This is a genomic window from Nocardia albiluteola, assembly GCF_018860155.1.
Taxonomy (GTDB): domain Bacteria; phylum Actinomycetota; class Actinomycetes; order Mycobacteriales; family Mycobacteriaceae; genus Nocardia; species Nocardia albiluteola.
In genome coordinates this window covers 530593-549021 of record NZ_JAHKNI010000004.1, presented here as the reverse complement: position 1 = coordinate 549021, position 18429 = coordinate 530593, and the positions used below count along the sequence as shown (strand labels likewise).

Here is an 18429-nt window from a genome sequence, read left to right as displayed (position 1 = left end):
GCCACGAGACGACGGCCGTGCGCTGCCCGCAGAACCGCTGCGGGACAATCGGTTACGCGCCAGGAACACCGGACAGCAGGAGTTGCAGACCGAGCTCGAAGCGCTCGTCGGCGGGGGTGGAGACGATTTCCGGAAGCGCTTGTGCGGTGCGCGGGAAACGGGCGGAATCGATCGCCCGCGAAGCGGCGAAGTCCTCGGCCAGGTCGGACAGGGTTTGTTCCTCGATGCAGAAGCCGACGATGAAGTGACGTAGCAGCGCGGTGCGGTGGGCGGCATCGGCGGGCCGGAGACCGGCCTCGCGCCAGGCGTCGAGGACCGATTCGATGACCTCGAAGGTAGCCGGGTCGGCGGCGAAGGTGCCCGCGAAGACCCGGGCACCGTCGCGATGCCCGATCATGGTGCGCCGCAGCGCATATGCCCAGCGGGTGAGGCATTCCCGCCACGGGGCGCGCCGGTCCGCCGCGGTCATCAGGGCCGCGGCGTCCTGGCTCATGGCGATGGCCATCGCCCCGAAGATGTCGTCCTTGGACTTGACATGCCAGTACAGCGTGGGCGCGCGGACGCCGAGTTCGGCGGCCAGCGCACGCATGGTGACGCCGTCGATGCCGTTCTCGTCGAGCAGGCGCAGTCCGGCGCGAGCGATCACTCCAGCCGCGGCGCCGGTGATCATCGCCGGCGCCGGGCCGACCGGCCTGACCCTCGCCACCGAACTGCGGCGCGGCGGCGTGCAAGTGGTACTGCTGGACCGACGTGCCGATCGCGGCGTCGAGGGATCACGCGCGGCGGGAATGCAGCCGCGCACCGTCGAAATGCTCGACCAGCGCGGCATCGCCGATCGCTTCCTGGCCTACGGCCCGCCCCTGAATCTCGGAAATTTCGCGGGTATCAGCCTCGACTACTCGCGACTGCCGAGCCGATATCCGCATGCGTACAACATCATGCAGGCCGACACCGAACGGATCCTGGAAACTGTCGCGGCCGAACTCGGCGCACCGGTGCGCTGGTCCGCGGAAGTGACCGGGCTACGCCAGGACACCGACGGCGTCGAGGTCACCGTCACCGGGCCGGGCGGCATCGAAACCCTGCGCGGCAGTTACCTCGTCGGCTGCGATGGCGGCCGTAGCGCCGTCCGGAAACTGACCGGAATCGGTTTCCCCGGAACAGATCCGGCGATGACCTGTCTGATCGGCGATGTCGAACTGGACGAGCCACCGCAGCGGCCGATGTTCCTCGAGCGCCGTGAGGCCGGGCTGATCACGGCGATCGGGTTCCGGCCCGGCTGGTACCGGATCGTCACCAGCGAACGCGAACGGGCCGCGGCCCCGGGCGATCCGGTGACCCTCGAGGAACTGCGCGCCTCCACCCTCCGGGTCGCGGGCACCGACTTCGGAATGCACAGTCCCCGTTGGCTTTCCCACTTCACCGACGCCGTCCGTCAGGCCGAGCGCTACCGCAGCGGCCACGTGCTGCTGGCGGGCGACGCCGCGCACATCCACCTGCCCGCCGGCGGGCAGGGCATGAACATGGGCATGCAGGACGCCTTCAACCTCGGCTGGAAGCTTGCGGCGGTACTGCGCGGCGAGGCGCCCGACGAACTGCTCGACACGTACCACGACGAACGCCACGCCGCCGACGCCGATATCCTGAAACTGATTCGCGCGCAATCGATCCTGTGCCAGCCCGACCCGAAACTGCACGACCTGCTCGAGCTCATGGCCCGTCTCATCGGCTTCGACGACGTCAACCGCTACCTGGCCGCCACCGTCTCCGGGCTCGACCTCCGGTATCCGATCACCGGCGACCACCCGCTGCTGGGCCGCCGCGTCCCGGATGCCGACATCACTACCACCACCGGCGATAAACGGATATACGACCTTCTGCACGCCGCAAGGCCTGTGTTGCTGGACCTTTCGAACACAACGGGCCTGGCCGATGCCGCCTCCGAGTGGACCGACCGGATCGCCATCGCTAGGGCCGAGGGCTCCGGCGCCCCCTGGGCACTGCCCGATGGCGGATCAATCCCGGAACCCGCGGCGTTGCTGATCCGACCGGACGGATACCTCGCCTGGGTAGCCGACGGGGATCCGAATCTCGTTGCCCTGCAGCATGCCCTCACCAGCTGGTGCGGCCCGGCCACCAGCAGGGTCGGCGCCCTCGACCGCGCCTGAGTCGACCTCTCCCGAAAGACGCCCCTGTAGCGCCACCACGGATAGGCCGCCCTCGCATTTCGTGCCGGGCGAGCCGGCGTGAGCGTCGGCCGCCGAGAGCAGGGTCCAGCCGAGCGCCGCGAGGGTGAGGGCGGCAAACCGCGATGACGGGTTCGAGGCCCGTGAGGAGCGTCCGGGCCGGCGCCATCTGGGTGATGGCCTCGGACGGCACCGGCCAGCGGCAGCTGCTGGCGGATTCGTTCTTCAACTCCGAGCCCGTCTTCACCCCCGACGGAACCGGAATCGTGTTCACGAGCAACCGGGGCGGGAAGAACCAGTCAGAGATCTATGCGATGAACGCCGATGGCAGCCACATCCGGCCGCTGACAAGCGATTCGACCGGGCACCCGTCGTTCTCCGAACTCGGCTCGACCATCGTCTTCACGCGCTTCACCCGTGACTCGGCATCCAGAGCCGGAGCAGAGGTCTGGGAGATGAACAGCGACGGCAGCAACCCGCACCGTCTTACCGATCCGAAACTCATTGCGCAGCATCCCAGTTCGGGCGGCGGCGAAAGTATGTGAGCGGCCACCGCGACGCGAACGGTATGGTCGACGGCTGAGGGAGCGCTGTCCTGTCGAAGGGCGCCCCAGCACTGTCCACGGATACTGATCGCCGGACCCGTACCGGCGACCACTCACTTGACGCAGGGAATCCCGCTGCCCTGCATGCTCGACAGGTCCGTCGGCGCCGGGGAGTTCTGGCCCACGGCCGTGGCCGAGACCGGCGGCGGGGGCGGCGGGGTGGTCGTGGTCGCGGAATCCGAACCGCCCATCGCGGAGACGATGCTGGCGATGGGGCCGCTGCTGGCCGACTCGGTGCCCACAGTCACCTGGATGGAGTTCGAATCCAGCGACGAGGACGCGGTCGCGGTCAGGCCGAGTTGACTGGCCAGGGCGTTCGCGGCGGTAGCCGCACCCGAGCCGTACAGCAGGGTGCTGCCGCTGCGGGCCGAACCGGTGCTCGCCTGGCCCTGGGTGAATCCGCGTGCGGCGAGGGCCTTTTCGAGATCTCCGCCCAGGCCGTTGTGGCCCGAGCCGTTCACCACGTTCACCACGATGCCCTGCGCCGAGGGGATGTTGGTGCTGGTGGTCGTGGGGGCCGCGGCCGAGGTGCTCGCCCCGGGCTTGGGCGGGTTGAGCAGGTTGTGCACGATGCTCTGGATCACGTCCACGTCGACGAGGTTGATGTCCTCGCCGTTGCTCGGGTCGTTGCCGAAGTCCTTGACCGGCAACGTGAACAGCGACAGGCCGCCGGACATCAGACTGGACGCCTGCGCGGCGAACTTCCCCAGATCCAGACCACTGTCGACGGCCATGTTCTGCTGGGCAACACCCAACAGGCTCATCAGCTTGCTCGGGCTGGACATTGTGCCACTGCTCTGCAGCTGATGCAGCAGCGACACGATGAACGCCTGCTGACGACGAGTGCGGTCCAGGTCGGTGAAGTTCAACGACTCGTTCGGATCCCGGCGCTGCCGCACGAAGGCCATCGCCTGCGACGCGTTGATCTGCTGCGGCCCCTTCGCAAACTTAGCGCCGGAGAAATTGTCGGAGGTCTTCTCGTTCAGGCACACCGTGATCGGCTGTACCGCCTCGGCGACCTGGAAGAACGCGGCAAGCGTGATCTCGACGAAATGATCGATCGGTACATTGCCGAGGAACTTGCTGACCGTGTTGACCTCGGCCTTGCGCCCGGCATCGCGGGACTTGGCGTCCAGCGCGACCGGGTCCTTGATCTTGCTGGCGTACTTGTCGTGGGACGCCCCGTAGGCGCGGCCGTACGCCTCCTTGATCTTGCCCTTGCAGGTCTCGCCGCCGCAGGCCGTCGGATCGAGGCTGGCGTAGTCGTCGCGCGGGATGGAAATCGCCGTCGCCTTCGAGCCGTCACCCGGGATGTGAATCATGATCAGCACATTGGAGTTCATGCCGCCGTTGCTGTCGTCGCCGGCGTGCAGCGCGTTGTACATGGCCTGGGGCAGGGCATTGCCGTGCTCGTCCAGTCGGCTGTCCAGGCCCATGATCAGGATGTTCTGGTCCTGGCCGGAGGATTTGGGGCCGTCGCTGATCGCGTCGGAGGTGGTCACACTGTGGACCGCGTGATCGTAAACTCGATACGCCGCACCGGTTCCGACCAGCACGGCCGCCGAAACAACCGCCATGATCGAACGCCCGGCGACCACACCCTTGGAGGACTGCCGCGCGCGCCGCGGAGGCTGGCGGTGCGTACGACGGCGCGGCTGTGTGCCGTGCGGCAACCGCTCTGTTTTCGGATCGGCCGCCCCTCGCGGGCGCCGTTCCCCTCCGTAACTCATACGGACCGAATATAGCCAGCGCGGGCACCGGAGGCGAACGCGCTGATCACCCGCACCGGCTGTGACCGGGCGGTCGCGGGGTGGATCGGTTGAATCTCACATTGTCCAGGTTCGGGGTTTAAAACTCCGACGCACCGCATAAAAACCGCCTCGAACCCTTCACAAAGTTAGCACCAGCGCGGCGTCAGCGCGCCCAGGGCGCCCAGCGCGACGGCGGCCGCGGTGGAGGTGCGCAGCACCGTGGGGCCCAGCAGCGAGGGCTCGGCGCCCGCTTCCGACAGCGCCGCCAGCTCCGCATCGTCCAGCCCGCCCTCGGGGCCGACGATCAATACGACCTGCGCGGCCTGCGCGAAGGGAAACGAGGCGAACCGGCCCGCGCCCGATTCGTGCAGCGCCACCGCTATTCCATTGTCCGCCTTGATGTTCCTGATCAGCTCGAGCACATCGGCGGTGCGGTGCAGTTCGGCGACCTCCGGGATGTATGCGCGACGGGACTGCCGGGCGGCCGAGCGGGCCGCGGCGCGCCACTTGTCGACACCCTTGCGCGCCTTGCCCTCCCAGTTCGCCACGCAGCGGGCGGCCTGCCATGGCACGATGACATCGGCCCCGGCCTCGGTCATCAGCTCGACCGCCAGTTCCGAGCGGTCCGACTTCGGCAGTGCCTGCACGACCGTGACCCGCGGCGAGACAGGTTGCGCGGCGACCTTTTCCAGGACCTTCAGCTCGAGCCGGTCTTTCTGTGCCGCAACGACTTCCGACGGGGCCAGCACACCGGCGCCGTCGGACAGCGTGATCGGCTCGCCGACCCGGATGCGGCGTACGGTCGCCGCGTGGCGCCCCTCCGGGCCGTCCAGCACCGCGATGCCGCCGGGTTCCGGGATCTGCTCGAGATAGAAAACCGTGGCGGCCAACGGGTCTCAGCGTCCGCTGAACGAGGCCCGCAGCCGCGCGAACAGGCCGCTGTTGTGCTCTGACTGCGCCGAGAGCACCTCGGTGCGCTCGCCGTTGCGGGTGGCCTTGTATTTGCGCAGCAGATCGGACTGCTTCGAATCGAGCTTGGTGGGCACCACGATGTCCAGGTGCGCGATCATGTCGCCGCGCGCGCTCGACCGCAGCTTCGGCATGCCGTGGGCGCGCAGCACCGACACTTCGCCGGGCTGGGTACCCGCGGGAATGGTCAGCTCGGTGGGGCCGTCGAGAATGGTGTCCACGACCACGGTGGTGCCGAGCGCGGCATCCACCATCGGCACCCGGATGGTGCAGTGCAGATCGTCGCCGTCGCGGACGAACATGTCGTGCGGCTGCTCGACGATCTCCACGTACAGATCACCGGCCGGGCCGCCGCCGGGGCCGACCTCGCCCTGTGCGGCCAGCCGCACTCGCATGCCGTTGGCCACGCCCGCGGGAATCGGCGCGGCGATCTCGCGGCGCGAACGCACCCGGCCGTCGCCGCCGCACTTGCGGCAGGGATCGGGAATGGTCTCCCCCGCGCCGCGGCAGGTCGGACACGGACGCGAGGTCATCACCTGGCCCAGGAACGAACGCTGCACGGTCTGCACCTCGCCGGCGCCGCCGCAGGTCTCACAGCGCACCGGCTTGGAGTTGCCGTTGGTGCCCGCACCCTGGCACAGGTCGCACAGCACGGCGGTGTCGACGGTCAGGTGCTTGGTGACACCGACCGCGCACTCGGCCAGCGAAAGCCGCGTGCGCAGTAGCGAATCCGCACCCGGCTGCACCCGGCCGCGCGGACGGCGCGGCCCCGAGGCGTTCATGCCGCCGAAGAATGCCTCGAACACATCGCCCAGGCCGCCGAATCCGGCGCCGGAGAAGCCGCCCGGGCCGCCGCTGGACTCCAGCGGATCGCCGCCCATGTCGACGATGCGGCGCTTCTCGGCGTCGCTGAGCACCTCGTAGGCCGCGGATACCTCGCGGAACTTCTCCTGCGCATCGGCGTCCGGATTGACGTCGGGATGCAGCTCTCGTGCCAGCTTGCGATAGGCGCGCTTGAGTTCCTGGTCGGTCGCGTTCCGGCCGACACCGAGTATTCCGTAGTAGTCCCGTGCCACTTGCGTCTCTAGTCCTGTTCCGAATTCGTTCGCTTCACCATCGGTCGCACACTCATCGTTCGGCGAGCACCTCGCCGATGTATCTCGCAACCGCAGCAACCGAGGCGATAGTCCCCGGGTAGTCCATGCGGGTGGGGCCGAGCACACCCATGCCGCCGAGCACGGTACCCGGCATACCGTACCCCGTAGAAACCACCGAGGTTCCGCGCATCTGCTCGAGCTGCGTCTCCTCGCCGATCTGCACGGTCACGGTGCCGGGGTGCTGCGCGGCCGCTAGCAGCTTGAGCACGATCACCTGCTCCTCCAGCGCCTCCAGCACGGCGCGCAGTGAGCCCGGGAAGCCGAAATCGTTCGCGTTGCGGGTCAGGTTCGCGGTGCCGCCGAGCACCAGGCGGTCCTCGGAGTGTTCGACGAGGGTCTCCACCAGCACCGTCGACACCCGGACCAGCACATCGCGCAGTTTGGCCGGGGAATGGTCGGGCAACTCGGCGACCGCCGTCGAGGCGACCGAGAGGCGCTTACCGTCCATGGCCTTGCCGAGCATCGCGCGCAAAGCCGTCAGATCGTCGTCGCCGATCACCCCGCCCAGATCGACCAGGCGCTGATCGACGCGGCCGCTGTCGGTGATGACCACGAGCAGCAGCCGGGCCGGATTGATCGCGACGACCTCGATGTGGCGAACCGTGGATGCGGACACCGTCGGGTACTGCACCATCGCCACCTGACGGGTCAGCTGTGCCAGCAGGCGCACCCCGCGGCGCAGCACGTCGTCCAGGTCGACACCGCCCTCGAGGAAGTCCGTGATCGCGCGGCGCTCGGCCGTGGACAGCGGCTTGACCTCGGCGATGTTGTCGACGAACTGGCGATAGCCCTTGTCGGTGGGGATGCGGCCGGAGCTGGTGTGCGGCTGGGCGATGTACCCCTCGGCCTCGAGCACCGCCATATCGTTGCGCACGGTCGCGCTGGACACCCCGAGGTTGTGCCGGTCGACCAGGGTTTTCGAGCCGATCGGCTCCTTGGTCGTGATGTAGTCCGCAACAATCGCGCGCAGGACCTCGAGCCGCCGCTGTTCGGTACTCGACACGGCCCCACCTCCTGTTCGGCTATGCGGGTCCACGCAGGCGCCACCGCCGCTGCGGGCAGGGCGAGACGCGCGGATTCCCGGGTTCATCCAAACCCAGTTTATGTCGCCGCGGGCGAATCGCTCGCACACACGCCCCAGCAGGGGGCGGATGACGGCCCGTCGCCCGGCGAGGCGAGTGTCCTGCCGGGCGACGGCAGGTCACCACCCGGAACGGCGAAACGGGTGGCTACGGCAGGGAATAGCCGATGAGCGCGCCGATGCCGGCACCGACGATGCCGCCCGGAATGGCGCCGACGACGAGGAACCAGATGCCGATCAGAATGCCCACACCCAGGCCGATAAGCGCGCCTACACCGGCGTTGTACTGGTGGCGGGCCAGGTCCGCGGCCGCGCCGACGTACTGGACACCGGCCTGCTGACGAACCTGCTGAGAATGGGGCTGCGCCCCGCGCAGGTTCAGCGTAAGAGTGCGGCCCGACGGATCGATCGTCGGCGTCAGGGCAACCTTGCCGGGGCGATCCAGTATCCGTACCGCCATCGGCACCCGGGCCACAACGTCCCCGGCCGGATCGGTGACGACGACTTCCCCGGCGTCCGGGGAGAGTGTGAATTTCCCCTCACCGAGGGTGGCGCGCACGGTACCGGCGTTCGGATCGAACGTCGTGGCGTAGTGCATCCCCAGCTCGGCGCCGTTGACGGTGGCTGCTGGGGCGATCGGCTGCGCGTGCACGACACCCGCGGTGAGGCCGAGGGAACCGATGATCAAGCTTGCGATAGCCGCAGCATTGCTGCTCTTCATAGCTGGCCTTTCTCCGATGGTTCGGCACAGTCGGCGCCGACCGCAAATCGGGCACCGTACACACACGCTTCGACCGTAGCTATTTCGATTGTTGACTGTATTTATCCAGTTAATAGCGGTTTTCGCGGAAATGGTTGCCTTACCGGGGCAAACCTCGACTGCGACGTTCGAGCGACTGGGCGATTTGCGTCATTGCAGGTTTGCCAATCACATGCCGAGGCCGAGATGCGTTGCGGCTCAAGCGAAGTCCAGATTGGTCGGTTACTAGATCATCGATGAACGCGCTCGCTTGATGATGTAAGGCCTTGCGGCACCGGAATTTCCGTATTGGAATATTCCAAATCTGTTGTGCAGCAACAAATTTAGTCAACAAAGGCTCGTGTACTGTGAGCAATACCTCCTGCCGAGGGGCGGTGGACACGGTCCACACACCGCGCCCAGGAAGGAGGTGGTGGGAATGGCGAAACATCGCCGGGCTAAGAGCAATGCCCCGGTCGATTACGGCATGTGCTTCGCAGGCTCTGTCGTGATCGCCGGGGCGCTCGCAATGGTCCGCTGGTTGATCCGGCGGGCTAGGTAAGCGCCCTAGCACACCTGGTGAGGCGTCGGAGGCAACCGGCGCTTCACCCCAGCATCACTTTCGTGACGACTTCCACTCTACCGTGCAGTGCCGCCGATCGTCGAAGTTCGTACATCGGACCCGCACCGCGTGCGGCAGAAGTCTTTTCCGGTTCGGTCGCAGCCGCGTACCCTGACGTCGGCCACGGACTCACGCCATCGGTCGAGGTCCGTTCACACAAGCAGCGCCCGGACCACCGCGTCGGCGAGCAGGCGGCCGCGCGCGGTGAGAATCAGGCGGTCGCCGCGCAATTCGGCGAGACCGTCGGCCACGACCCGATCGGCGGCCGCGCGCCCCGGCGCGTCGAGATCGCCCAGCGGCAGGCCCGAGCGCAGGCGCACCGCAAGCATGACGCGCTCGGTATGACGCTCCTCGGCGGTCAGTTCCTCCCAGCCCGCGGCCGGTAGCGCGCCCGCCGCGACCCGATCGGCATAACGTGCCGGATGCTTGACATTCCACCACCGCACGCCGCCGAGGTGGCTGTGCGCGCCGGGGCCCGCACCGAGCCAGTCGCCGCCGTCCCAGTAGCCCAGGTTGTGCCGGCACGCCGCGGAATCGTTTGCGGCCCAATTGGATACCTCGTACCACGACAGGCCTGCGGCGGCGAGACGGGTATCGATGCGGTCGTAACGCGCGGCCAGCACGTCGTCGTCGGGGGCGGGGAGTTCGCCGCGCCGCACGCGGCGCGCCAGTGCGGTGCCGTCCTCGACGATCAGCGAGTAGGCCGAGACGTGATCGACCCCGGCATCCAGGACCGCGTCCAGGCTCGCGTCCAGGTCGGCATCGGACTCCCCCGGGGTGCCGTAGATGAGATCCAGGTTGACGTGTTCGAATCCGGCGGCGCGCGCCTCGCGGGCGGCGGCCACCGCGCGGCCGGGTGTGTGGGTGCGGTCGAGCACCTTCAGCACGTGCTCGGCGGCGGACTGCATTCCCAGCGAGATGCGGGTGAACCCCGCCGCACGCAGACGCTCGAAAAACTGCGGCGAGGCGGATTCGGGATTGGATTCGGTGGTCACCTCGGCGTCCGCGGCCAGGACGAAGTCCGCGCGGATGGCCTCGAGCACCTGCGAAAGACCGTCCCCGCCGAGCAGCGACGGGGTGCCCCCGCCCACGAACACCGACGACACCTCCGGCTGCGGGCTCGGCAGCTCACCGAAAACCTTTGCCGCCATGGACAATTCGCCCCGAAGCGCGTCCATCCAGGACTGCGGTGAGGCCGAGGTGCCCAGCTCCCCCGCGGTGTAGGTGTTGAAGTCGCAATACCCGCACCGGGTCGCGCAGAACGGCACGTGAATGTAGATGCCGAAGGGGCCGCCCCCGAAGTCGTGGAGCTGCGGGAGGTCGGTCGCGGTTCGGGGGGCGGATGTCACCCTTCGAGTCTGAACGCGGCCTCTCGGCCCGTCGCACTCGGCCCCATGTCAACCGTGTTTTCGGCCGCATGCCCGCACGTATGACGCACCTCACAATTTCGGACAAGTGTCCAGGGTATTTCCCGCATTCTTACGGAAAATCCAGGCCCGCGGTCGGAAAGACGCGGCTGACATGGCACAATGGTCCGCATGACTGGACTTGGGGTACGACTCGTGGCGCGTCGCCACGTCGACTTCAAGCGTGTCTGCAGTGCGAGCTGTCTGCCCGATTGCCTCCGGTAGCTCGACTCTGTCCTCCGGCGTCACCTCTCGGCGCCCGTTCTTTTTCGGCCGTTGAGCTATCGAAGGCGTGAGCCAGCCCCTCCCGCCTACCCTCAGGCCTGATCACCACCCGCAGGAGCGACCCTATGACGTCGAGCACCGACGCCGGTCTCACAGCCGATGAATCCGCACGCCTCGAGCGCGAGCAGGAAGTCGCGCGCGAGCGCGCCCAGGCCGCGCGCGAGCGCCGGTCGCGTCCGCGCGAGGAGGTCAAGGGCCCGCGCGAGCGCACCAGCAAGCCGCTGCGCCGCAAGTCGGAGGGTCAGTGGGCCCTCGGCTACCGCGAGCCGCTGAACCCGAACGAGCAGAGCAAGAAGGACGACAACCCGCTCAACGTCCGCGCCCGCATCGAGAACATCTACGCCAAGGGCGGCTTCGACTCGATCGACAAAGCCGATCTGCGCGGACGTTTCCGCTGGTGGGGCCTGTACACCCAGCGCGAGCAGGGCTACGACGGCACCTGGACCGGCGATGAGAACATCGACATCCTCGAGGCCGAGTACTTCATGATGCGGGTGCGCTGCGACGCCGGCGCCCTGAATCTCGCGCAACTGCGCACCATCGCCGGCATCTCCACCGAATTCGCCCGCGACACCGCCGACCTGTCCGACCGCGAGAACGTCCAGTACCACTGGATCGAGATCGAGAACGTGCCGGAGATCTGGCGGCGCCTGGAGGATGTGGGCCTGAAGACCACCGAGGCGTGCGGCGACTGCCCCCGCGTCGTGCTCGGCTCCCCGCTGGCCGGCGAGTCGCTGGGCGAGGTGCTGGACCCGACCCCGGCGATCGACGAGATCGTGAGCCGCTACATCGGCAAGAAGGAATACTCCAACCTGCCGCGCAAGTTCAAGACCGCGATCTCCGGCCAGCAGGACGTGGTGCACGAGATCAACGACGTGGCGTTCATCGGCGTCGACCATCCCGAGCACGGCCCGGGTCTGGACCTCTGGGTCGGCGGTGGGCTGTCCATCAATCCGATGCTGGCCCAGCGCGTGGGCGCGTGGGTGCCGCTCGAGGAGGTGCCCGACGTCTGGGAGGCCGTCGTCTCGCTCTACCGCGACTACGGCTACCGCCGCCTGCGCACCAAGGCGCGACTGAAGTTCCTGATCAAGGACTGGGGCATCGAGAAGTTCCGCGAAGTCCTCGAGACCGAATACCTGAAGCGCAAACTGATCGACGGCCCCGCACCCGAGAAGCCGAAGCAGATCATCGATCACGTCGGCGTGCAGCGGCTGCGCAACGGGTTCAACGCCGTCGGCTTCTCCCCCATCGCCGGGCGCGTATCGGGCACCACGCTGACCAAGGTCGCCGATGCGGCAGAGCGGGCGGGCTCGGACCGGGTCCGGTTCACCCCGTACCAGAAGCTGATCGTGCTGGATGTGCCCGACGAGAAGGTCGAGCAGCTGCAGGCGGAGCTGGAACCGCTCGGCCTGCAGTCGCATCCGTCGATCTGGCGGCGAAACCTGGTGGCCTGCAGCGGAATCGAGTTCTGCAAGCTGTCGTTCGTCGAGACCCGGAGGCGTTCTCAGGCGCTCGCGCCGGAGCTGGAGCAGCGCCTGGCCGACATCAACGCGCAGCTGGACGTGCCGATCACCATCAACATCAACGGCTGCCCGAACTCCTGCGCCCGCGCCCAGATCGCCGACATCGGCTTCAAGGGCCAGCTCGTCGACGACGGTGACGGGAATCAGGTGGAGGGTTTCCAGGTTCACCTGGGTGGCAGCCTCGGGCTCGACAGCGCCTTCGGGCGCAAGCTGCGCCAGCACAAGGTGACCAGCGACGAGCTCGGTGACTACATCGAGCGTGTGGTGCGCAATTTCGTCAAGAACCGCAACGAGGGCGAGCGGTTCGCACAGTGGGCTGTCCGCGCGGACGAAGCCGACCTTCGGTAAGGGGAAAGTTCAGCTATGACAACCACTTTGGATAAGTTGTCCGAGGACGAGCTGCGCAAGATCGCGGAAGACGGTGCCGCACAGCTGGGTCCGGACGCCACGGCGAAGCAGCTGCTGCAGTGGACTGAGGACACCTTCGGCGGCAACTACATCGTCGCCTCCAACATGCAGGACGCGGTGCTGGTCGAGCTGGCCGCTCAGGTGCATCCCGGCGTGGACGTGCTGTTCCTGGACACCGGCTACCACTTCGCCGAGACCATCGGCACCCGCGACGCGGTGGAGGCCGTGTACGGGGTGAACATCGTCAACGCGCGGCCCGAACAGACCGTGGCCGAACAGGATTTGCTGCTGGGCAAGGATCTGTTCGCGCGCGACGCCAATGAGTGCTGCCGCCTGCGCAAGGTGGTACCGCTGCAGAAGTCGCTGAGCGGGTACAACGCCTGGGTCACCGGCATCCGCCGCGTGGAGGCGCCCACCCGCGCCAACGCGCCCCTGATCTCCTTCGACGAGGCCTTCGGCCTGGTGAAGATCAACCCGATCGCCGCCTGGTCCGACGAGCAGATGGCGCAGTACATCGAGGCCAACGGCATCCTCGTCAATCCCCTTGTGGAAGAGGGATATCCGTCCATCGGTTGCGCTCCGTGCACGCGGAAGCCGGAACCGGGAGCCGATCCGCGAAGCGGCCGCTGGGCCGGGCTCGCCAAGACCGAATGCGGGCTGCACCAGTCATGACCACTGCCGAGATCGACATCCAGGAAACCGACACCGCGGAGGTCACCGTGAGCACGAACCTCACCGGCGCTGCCATCGAAACCGAGGCTCTGGAAAGGGCATTCGGCGCGACCGACTTCGACACCTTGGCCGCCCTGGAGTCCGAGGCCATTCACATCTTCCGCGAGGTGGCGGGCGAATTCGAGCGGCCGGTGATCCTCTTCTCCGGCGGCAAGGACTCGACCGTGCTGCTGCACCTGGCGCTCAAGGCATTCTGGCCCGCGCCGCTGCCGTTCGCGCTGCTGCACGTGGACACCGGGCACAACCTGCCCGAGGTGCTGGCCTTCCGCGACCACGTCGTCGAGAAGTACGGCCTGCGCCTGCATGTCGCCAGTGTCGAGGAGTACCTCGCCGACGGGCGTCTGGCCGAGCGGCCCGACGGCATCCGCAACCCGCTGCAGACCGTGCCCCTGCTGGACGCCATCAACGAGCACCGCTTCGACGCGGTGTTCGGCGGCGCCCGGCGCGACGAGGAGCGTTCGCGCGCCAAGGAGCGGATCTTCTCGCTGCGCGACGCGTTCGGGCGCTGGGACCCCAAGCGGCAGCGGCCCGAGCTGTGGAACCTGTACAACGGGCGGCACGCGCCGGGCGAGCACGTCCGGGTGTTCCCGCTGAGCAACTGGACCGAGCTGGACATCTGGCGGTACATCGCCCGCGAGAACGTCGAACTGGCGACCATCTACTACTCCCACGAGCGCCCGGTGTACCAGCGCGACGGGATGTGGATGACCCCCGGAGTCTGGGGCGGCCCGGCCGAAAACGAAGAGCTCCAGATCAAGTCCGTGCGCTACCGCACGGTCGGTGACGGATCCACCACCGGCGCGGTCCTTTCCGATGCCGCCGACAACGAGGCAATCCTCGCCGAGGTGGCCGCCTCCCGGCTCACCGAGCGAGGCGCAACGCGCGGCGACGACCGCGTGTCCGAGGCCGCGATGGAAGACCGCAAACGAGAGGGTTATTTCTGATGTCCGACCTGTTACGGCTGGCGACCGCCGGCAGCGTCGACGACGGCAAGTCCACACTGGTCGGCCGCCTGCTCTACGACACGAAATCCGTACTGGCGGACCAGATCGACGCCGTCACGCGAGCCTCGGTCGATCGCGGCCTGTCCACCCCGGACCTGTCGCTGCTCGTGGACGGCCTGCGCGCCGAGCGCGAGCAGGGCATCACGATCGACGTGGCGTACCGCTATTTCGCCACGCCCACAAGGTCTTTCGTGCTCGCCGACACCCCGGGACACGTGCAGTACACCCGGAACACGGTCTCCGGCGCCTCCACCGCCCAGCTGGTGATCCTGCTGGTGGACGCCCGCAAGGGTGTGATCGAGCAGACCCGCCGCCACGCCGCGGTGATGGCGCTGCTCGGGGTACCGAAACTCGTTCTGGCCGTGAACAAGATCGATCTGGTGGACGACGCGGCAGGTGTGTTCGAGCGGATCGTCACCGAATTCACCGAGCTCACCACGAAACTCGGCTGGTCGCGCGAGGACGTCATCGAGATCCCCGTCTCGGCGCTGCACGGGGACAATGTCGCCTCCCGCTCGGAGAGCACCCCGTACTACACCGGCCCCTCGCTGATCGAGCATCTGGAGTCGGTGCCGGTGGACGCCGATGCGCACGGCCGCCACGAGGTGGGGCTGCGCTTCCCGGTGCAGTACGTGATCCGGCCCCGCACCGCCGAGTACCCCGACTACCGCGGATACGCCGGTCAGGTCTCGGCCGGTGTGGTGTCCAAGGGTGACGAGGTCGTGGTGCTGCCGTCCGGGACCCGCACCACCGTCGAGCGCATCGACACCCCGGACGGCGAGCTGGAATCGGCGCAGCCCGGGCGCAGTGTCACCCTGATCCTGGCCGACGACGTGGATGTCTCGCGCGGCGATGTGATCGCCGCCGCGGCCGATGCTCCCGAGCCGATCCAGGAGTTCGACGCGACGGTCTGCTGGCTCGGCGACAAGCCGCTGCGCCCGGGCGCGCGGCTGCTGCTCAAGCACGGCACCCGCACCACCCAGGCGATCGTCGGCGCGCTGCTCGAGCGCTTCGACGAACAGCATCTGGCCGCCGACACCGAGGCGGAGTCGTTGTCGCTCAACGACATCGGCCGCATCACGGTGCGCGTGGCCGATGCGATCGCGGCCGATGACTATCGCGTGAACCGGCACACCGGCAGCTTCCTGCTCATCGACCCGTCCGGGGGCAACACCCTGGCCGCCGGTCTGGTCGGCGACGTGCTGACCGCCGTCGAGGTCGGCACCGAGGCCGGGGTCTAGCCGATGGACACCGCGCGGACCGGCGCCTCGGCTGCCGCCGGGGCGCCGCAGAGCCCGCGCACGCCGGGCAATCCGCCGCGACCCTCGCGCAGCCGGCAGGACGTCCGGAGTTCCGTGCACGGATCTCGGGCCCTCCTGGAAATGGAGACTCACCCAGGTCCCGGCACCGATGCAGCTGCCCCGGAGCAGGCCCCCGCGACGCTGACATCTCAGCCCGCTCGGACCGCGTGCACGGGAGCATCGAGCCCCGGCCTACCTCTCGTCTCCAGGCCAGCGGGTGTGAGCGGGTTTACATGGGTCCGTAACGTCGGGGCAACCGACGGCGGCGCCGCGGCCCGTAGCGTCGGGACCATGGCGGTAACCAGGGCAAATGGCTCCGACGGCGGGCATCCGGCGCTGATCGCGGTCGCGCACGGCAGCCGCGATCCGCGGTCGGCGGCCACGATGTTCGCGGTGGTCGAGGAGCTGGCCGCCGCGCATCCGGTCCTGGACGTGCGGCTGGCGTTTCTCGATCTGAGCACGCCCTCGGTGGAGCAGGTCGTGGACGCGGTCGCCGGCGCGGGCCACACCGAGGCGATCGTGGTGCCGCTGCTGCTGGGCAGCGCCTTCCACGCCCGCGTCGACCTGCCCGGCCTGCTCGCGGCCGCCCAGGCCCGCCACCCGCGCCTGCGCCTGACCCAGGCCGATGTGCTCGGCCCCGACCCGCGCCTGGTCGGCGCCCTGCGCGAGCGCGTGCTCGCCACCGGCGCCGATGCCGACGACGCCACCCTCGCCGTCGCCGTCGCCGCGGTCGGCTCCTCCTCGCAGGCGGCCAACCGCCGCACCGAACAGATCGGCCGCCTGCTCGCCGCGGGCACCGCCTGGCGCACCGAGATCTGCTTCGCCACCACCGAACCCGGTGTTACACAAGCTGTTTCGCGCCTGCGCGAATGGGGCTGCGATCGCGTCGTCGTCGCCCCGTGGTTCCTGGCACCGGGCCTGCTCACCGACCGCCTCGCCGAGCAGGCCCCGGACCTGCGGCACGCCACCCCGATCGGCGCCCACCCCCTCGTCGCCGAGGTCATCGCCGCCCGCTACACCGACGCCCGGCAGACGGCCGGCACTCCCCATACCGCCGTCGCCTGACGACGTCAGTTCCCGAACCAGCGCTCCAGCACCAGCGCGACGCCGTCCTCCTCGACGGTCGCGGTGACCTCGTCGGCCGCTTCGCGGGCGGCATCGACAGCGTTGCCCATGGCCACGGAATGTCCTGCCCAGGAAAGCATTTCGGTGTCGTTGTAGCCGTCGCCGATGGCCAGGGTCGCCGCGCGGGGGATGTCGAGGTCCTCGCGCAGCCGCTCGAGGGCCCAGCCCTTGGTCACGCCGTGGCGGGAGGCGACGAGCCAGGGCTCGAACTCGCCGTGCACCCAGCCCGCGCCCGGGAGCTGACGGTCCCCCATCAGCGCGACCATGTCGTCGAGCGAACCACCCGGCCACCAGCCGTTGAGGCGGGTGGTCGGCTCCAGGCTGAGGTCGTCGTCCTCGACGAAGCGGAACTCGCCGAGGCGGAAACTACCGGGGTAGTATCCGGTGGCCCAGGTGCCGATGCCGACCTTCTCCACCGAGAGCACCATGTCCGGGAACAGCTCGCGCAGGACCGCCACCGCGGGCTCGGGGTCGAAGGTGTGCACCGATACCGGCACCCAGGTCGAGATGTCCGCGTGCACAGCGCCGTTCGAGCAGATCGTGTGTCCCTCGTCCAGGCCTAGCTCCCGCACCACCAGCTTGGTCGCCAATAGTGTGCGGCCCGTGGTGACGACCACGTGGGCGCCCGCCTCGGTGGCCGCCCGCACCGCGTCGAGCACGCGCGGAGCAATCGGCTGGCCGGTCTGCAGAATCGTGCCATCGACATCCAGAGCTATCAATTGAGGCCTGTCCGTGTCCACAGACCCATTCTGATCTATAGCCCAAATGCACTTGCAAGGCCATCGGTCACCGGTCAGCGACGGTCGGGCTCCGGCAGCGGAAGGTACGGGGTGATCGCGTGCGCGAGGTTGCTGACGGTCAGCGATTGCAGCCACACCCGGCCCGGACCGGTCAGCGCGGCCAGGAACAGCCCGTCGCCGCCGAACAGGATATTGCGGATGCCGCGCAGCATCGTGATGTCGAATCCCACTGTGGCATCGAACATTCCGACGTGCCCCGGATGCACCCGCAGCGTCTCTCCCGCGGCCAGATCGTATTGGATGACCTCCCCGGACAGCTCGGCCCACATGTTCCCGTCGCCGCTGACACGCTGTAGCGTGAACCCGGCGCCCCCGAAGATCCCCGCGCCCAGGCGCCGCTGAAAGCTCAGCGACACCCGCACATTGCCGGTGGCACACAGGAATCCGTGCCGATGCACCAGATAGTCCGCCCCGCGCCGCAGGGTGACCGGCACGATCTGTCCCGGCAGCTTGGTCGCGAACGCCACGGTACCGGGGTGGCGCGCGGCGGAGTACTCGGTCATGAACAGACCGGCGCCGGCGACCGCCCGCTTCACCGCGCCGAACACACCGCCCGCGGCCACCCGCGTGGAGGTGTGCAGCCGGATCGACTCGGTCATCCACGAGAGCTGCCCCGATTCGGCGAATACGGTCTCCCCCGGATCGAGGGTGACCTCGAGGACGGGCATCACGGTTCCGATGATCCTGGGATCCATCACTCCAGTGTGCGCGCGGTGCGGCGGGGTGACGAGGTTC

At 68.4% G+C, this 18429-nt stretch carries 16 protein-coding genes and 1 pseudogene; 8 read left to right on the top strand and 9 right to left on the bottom strand.

Going from position 1 to position 18429, the window contains the following annotated elements; genetic code table 11:
• Positions 1 to 52: 52 nt before the first annotated feature.
• Positions 53 to 670, bottom strand: coding sequence for a TetR/AcrR family transcriptional regulator (locus KO481_RS15560; RefSeq protein ID WP_215917804.1), 618 nt, complete (start codon positions 668 to 670; stop codon positions 53 to 55).
• Here KO481_RS15560 and KO481_RS15555 point away from each other — a divergent pair.
• Entirely contained in the window at positions 663 to 2168 is a 1506-nt protein-coding gene (locus KO481_RS15555; protein WP_215917803.1) for an FAD-dependent monooxygenase, read from the top strand. The genes KO481_RS15560 and KO481_RS15555 overlap by 8 nt on opposite strands.
• A gap of 194 nt (positions 2169 to 2362) precedes the next feature.
• Entirely contained in the window at positions 2363 to 2731 is a 369-nt protein-coding gene (locus KO481_RS15550) for a TolB family protein (protein WP_215917802.1), read from the top strand.
• Between the two features lie 113 nt (positions 2732 to 2844).
• Here KO481_RS15550 and KO481_RS15545 read toward each other — a convergent pair whose 3' ends face one another.
• From KO481_RS15545 to hemW, 6 genes are all read right to left on the bottom strand, one after another.
• Positions 2845 to 4521 carry an LCP family protein gene (locus KO481_RS15545; RefSeq protein ID WP_215917801.1) on the bottom strand — a complete coding sequence of 559 codons (1677 nt, stop codon included), beginning with the start codon at positions 4519 to 4521 and terminating at the stop codon, positions 2845 to 2847.
• Positions 4522 to 4688: 167 nt separating this feature from the next.
• Positions 4689 to 5432 carry a 16S rRNA (uracil(1498)-N(3))-methyltransferase gene (locus KO481_RS15540; protein ID WP_215917800.1) on the bottom strand — a complete coding sequence of 248 codons (744 nt, stop codon included), beginning with the start codon at positions 5430 to 5432 and terminating at the stop codon, positions 4689 to 4691.
• A gap of 6 nt (positions 5433 to 5438) precedes the next feature.
• Positions 5439 to 6587 carry a molecular chaperone DnaJ gene (gene dnaJ / locus KO481_RS15535; protein ID WP_215917799.1) on the bottom strand — a complete coding sequence of 383 codons (1149 nt, stop codon included), beginning with the start codon at positions 6585 to 6587 and terminating at the stop codon, positions 5439 to 5441.
• Between the two features lie 52 nt (positions 6588 to 6639).
• Positions 6640 to 7671, bottom strand: a complete 1032-nt coding sequence (hrcA, locus tag KO481_RS15530; protein WP_215917798.1) for a heat-inducible transcriptional repressor HrcA — start codon at positions 7669 to 7671, stop codon at positions 6640 to 6642.
• 226 nt (positions 7672 to 7897) lie between these two features.
• Positions 7898 to 8470: a DUF8020 domain-containing protein gene (locus KO481_RS15525; protein ID WP_215917797.1), complete on the bottom strand. Its 573-nt coding sequence runs from the start codon at positions 8468 to 8470 to the stop codon at positions 7898 to 7900.
• 792 nt (positions 8471 to 9262) lie between these two features.
• On the bottom strand, positions 9263 to 10459 hold the full coding sequence (gene hemW / locus KO481_RS15520) for a radical SAM family heme chaperone HemW (protein WP_215917796.1): 1197 nt from the start codon (positions 10457 to 10459) through the stop codon (positions 9263 to 9265).
• Between the two features lie 180 nt (positions 10460 to 10639).
• Here hemW and KO481_RS44765 point away from each other — a divergent pair, with 180 nt between their 5' ends.
• The 6 genes from KO481_RS44765 (at position 10640) to KO481_RS15495 (ending at position 16834) form a co-directional block, all read left to right on the top strand.
• On the top strand, positions 10640 to 10741 hold the full coding sequence (locus KO481_RS44765; protein WP_372452035.1) for an Ms4527A family Cys-rich leader peptide: 102 nt from the start codon (positions 10640 to 10642) through the stop codon (positions 10739 to 10741).
• 125 nt (positions 10742 to 10866) lie between these two features.
• Entirely contained in the window at positions 10867 to 12672 is a 1806-nt protein-coding gene (locus KO481_RS15515) for a nitrite/sulfite reductase (protein WP_215917795.1), read from the top strand.
• A 15-nt stretch (positions 12673 to 12687) separates the two neighbouring features.
• Positions 12688 to 13404 (top strand): phosphoadenylyl-sulfate reductase, encoded by a 717-nt coding sequence (locus KO481_RS15510; RefSeq protein ID WP_215917794.1) that lies wholly within the window; start codon positions 12688 to 12690, stop codon positions 13402 to 13404.
• Entirely contained in the window at positions 13401 to 14408 is a 1008-nt protein-coding gene (gene cysD, locus KO481_RS15505) for a sulfate adenylyltransferase subunit CysD (RefSeq protein WP_245400912.1), read from the top strand. Before KO481_RS15510 ends, cysD begins: the two co-directional genes overlap by 4 nt.
• Complete coding sequence (locus KO481_RS15500; protein ID WP_215917793.1) at positions 14408 to 15709, top strand: sulfate adenylyltransferase subunit 1; 1302 nt, start codon at positions 14408 to 14410, stop codon at positions 15707 to 15709. Before cysD ends, KO481_RS15500 begins: the two co-directional genes overlap by 1 nt.
• Positions 15710 to 16060: 351 nt before the next feature.
• Positions 16061 to 16834 (top strand): sirohydrochlorin chelatase, encoded by a 774-nt coding sequence (locus KO481_RS15495; protein WP_215917792.1) that lies wholly within the window; start codon positions 16061 to 16063, stop codon positions 16832 to 16834.
• A gap of 5 nt (positions 16835 to 16839) precedes the next feature.
• Here the strand turns inward: KO481_RS15495 and KO481_RS15490 are convergent.
• Together KO481_RS15490 and KO481_RS15485 are read right to left on the bottom strand one after the other, a co-directional pair.
• A pseudogene (locus KO481_RS15490) lies at positions 16840 to 17598 on the bottom strand (HAD family hydrolase); the annotation flags it as partial.
• Positions 17599 to 17687: 89 nt separating this feature from the next.
• On the bottom strand, positions 17688 to 18389 hold the full coding sequence (locus tag KO481_RS15485) for a TIGR00266 family protein (RefSeq protein WP_215917791.1): 702 nt from the start codon (positions 18387 to 18389) through the stop codon (positions 17688 to 17690).
• Between the last annotated feature and the right edge of the window lie 40 nt (positions 18390 to 18429).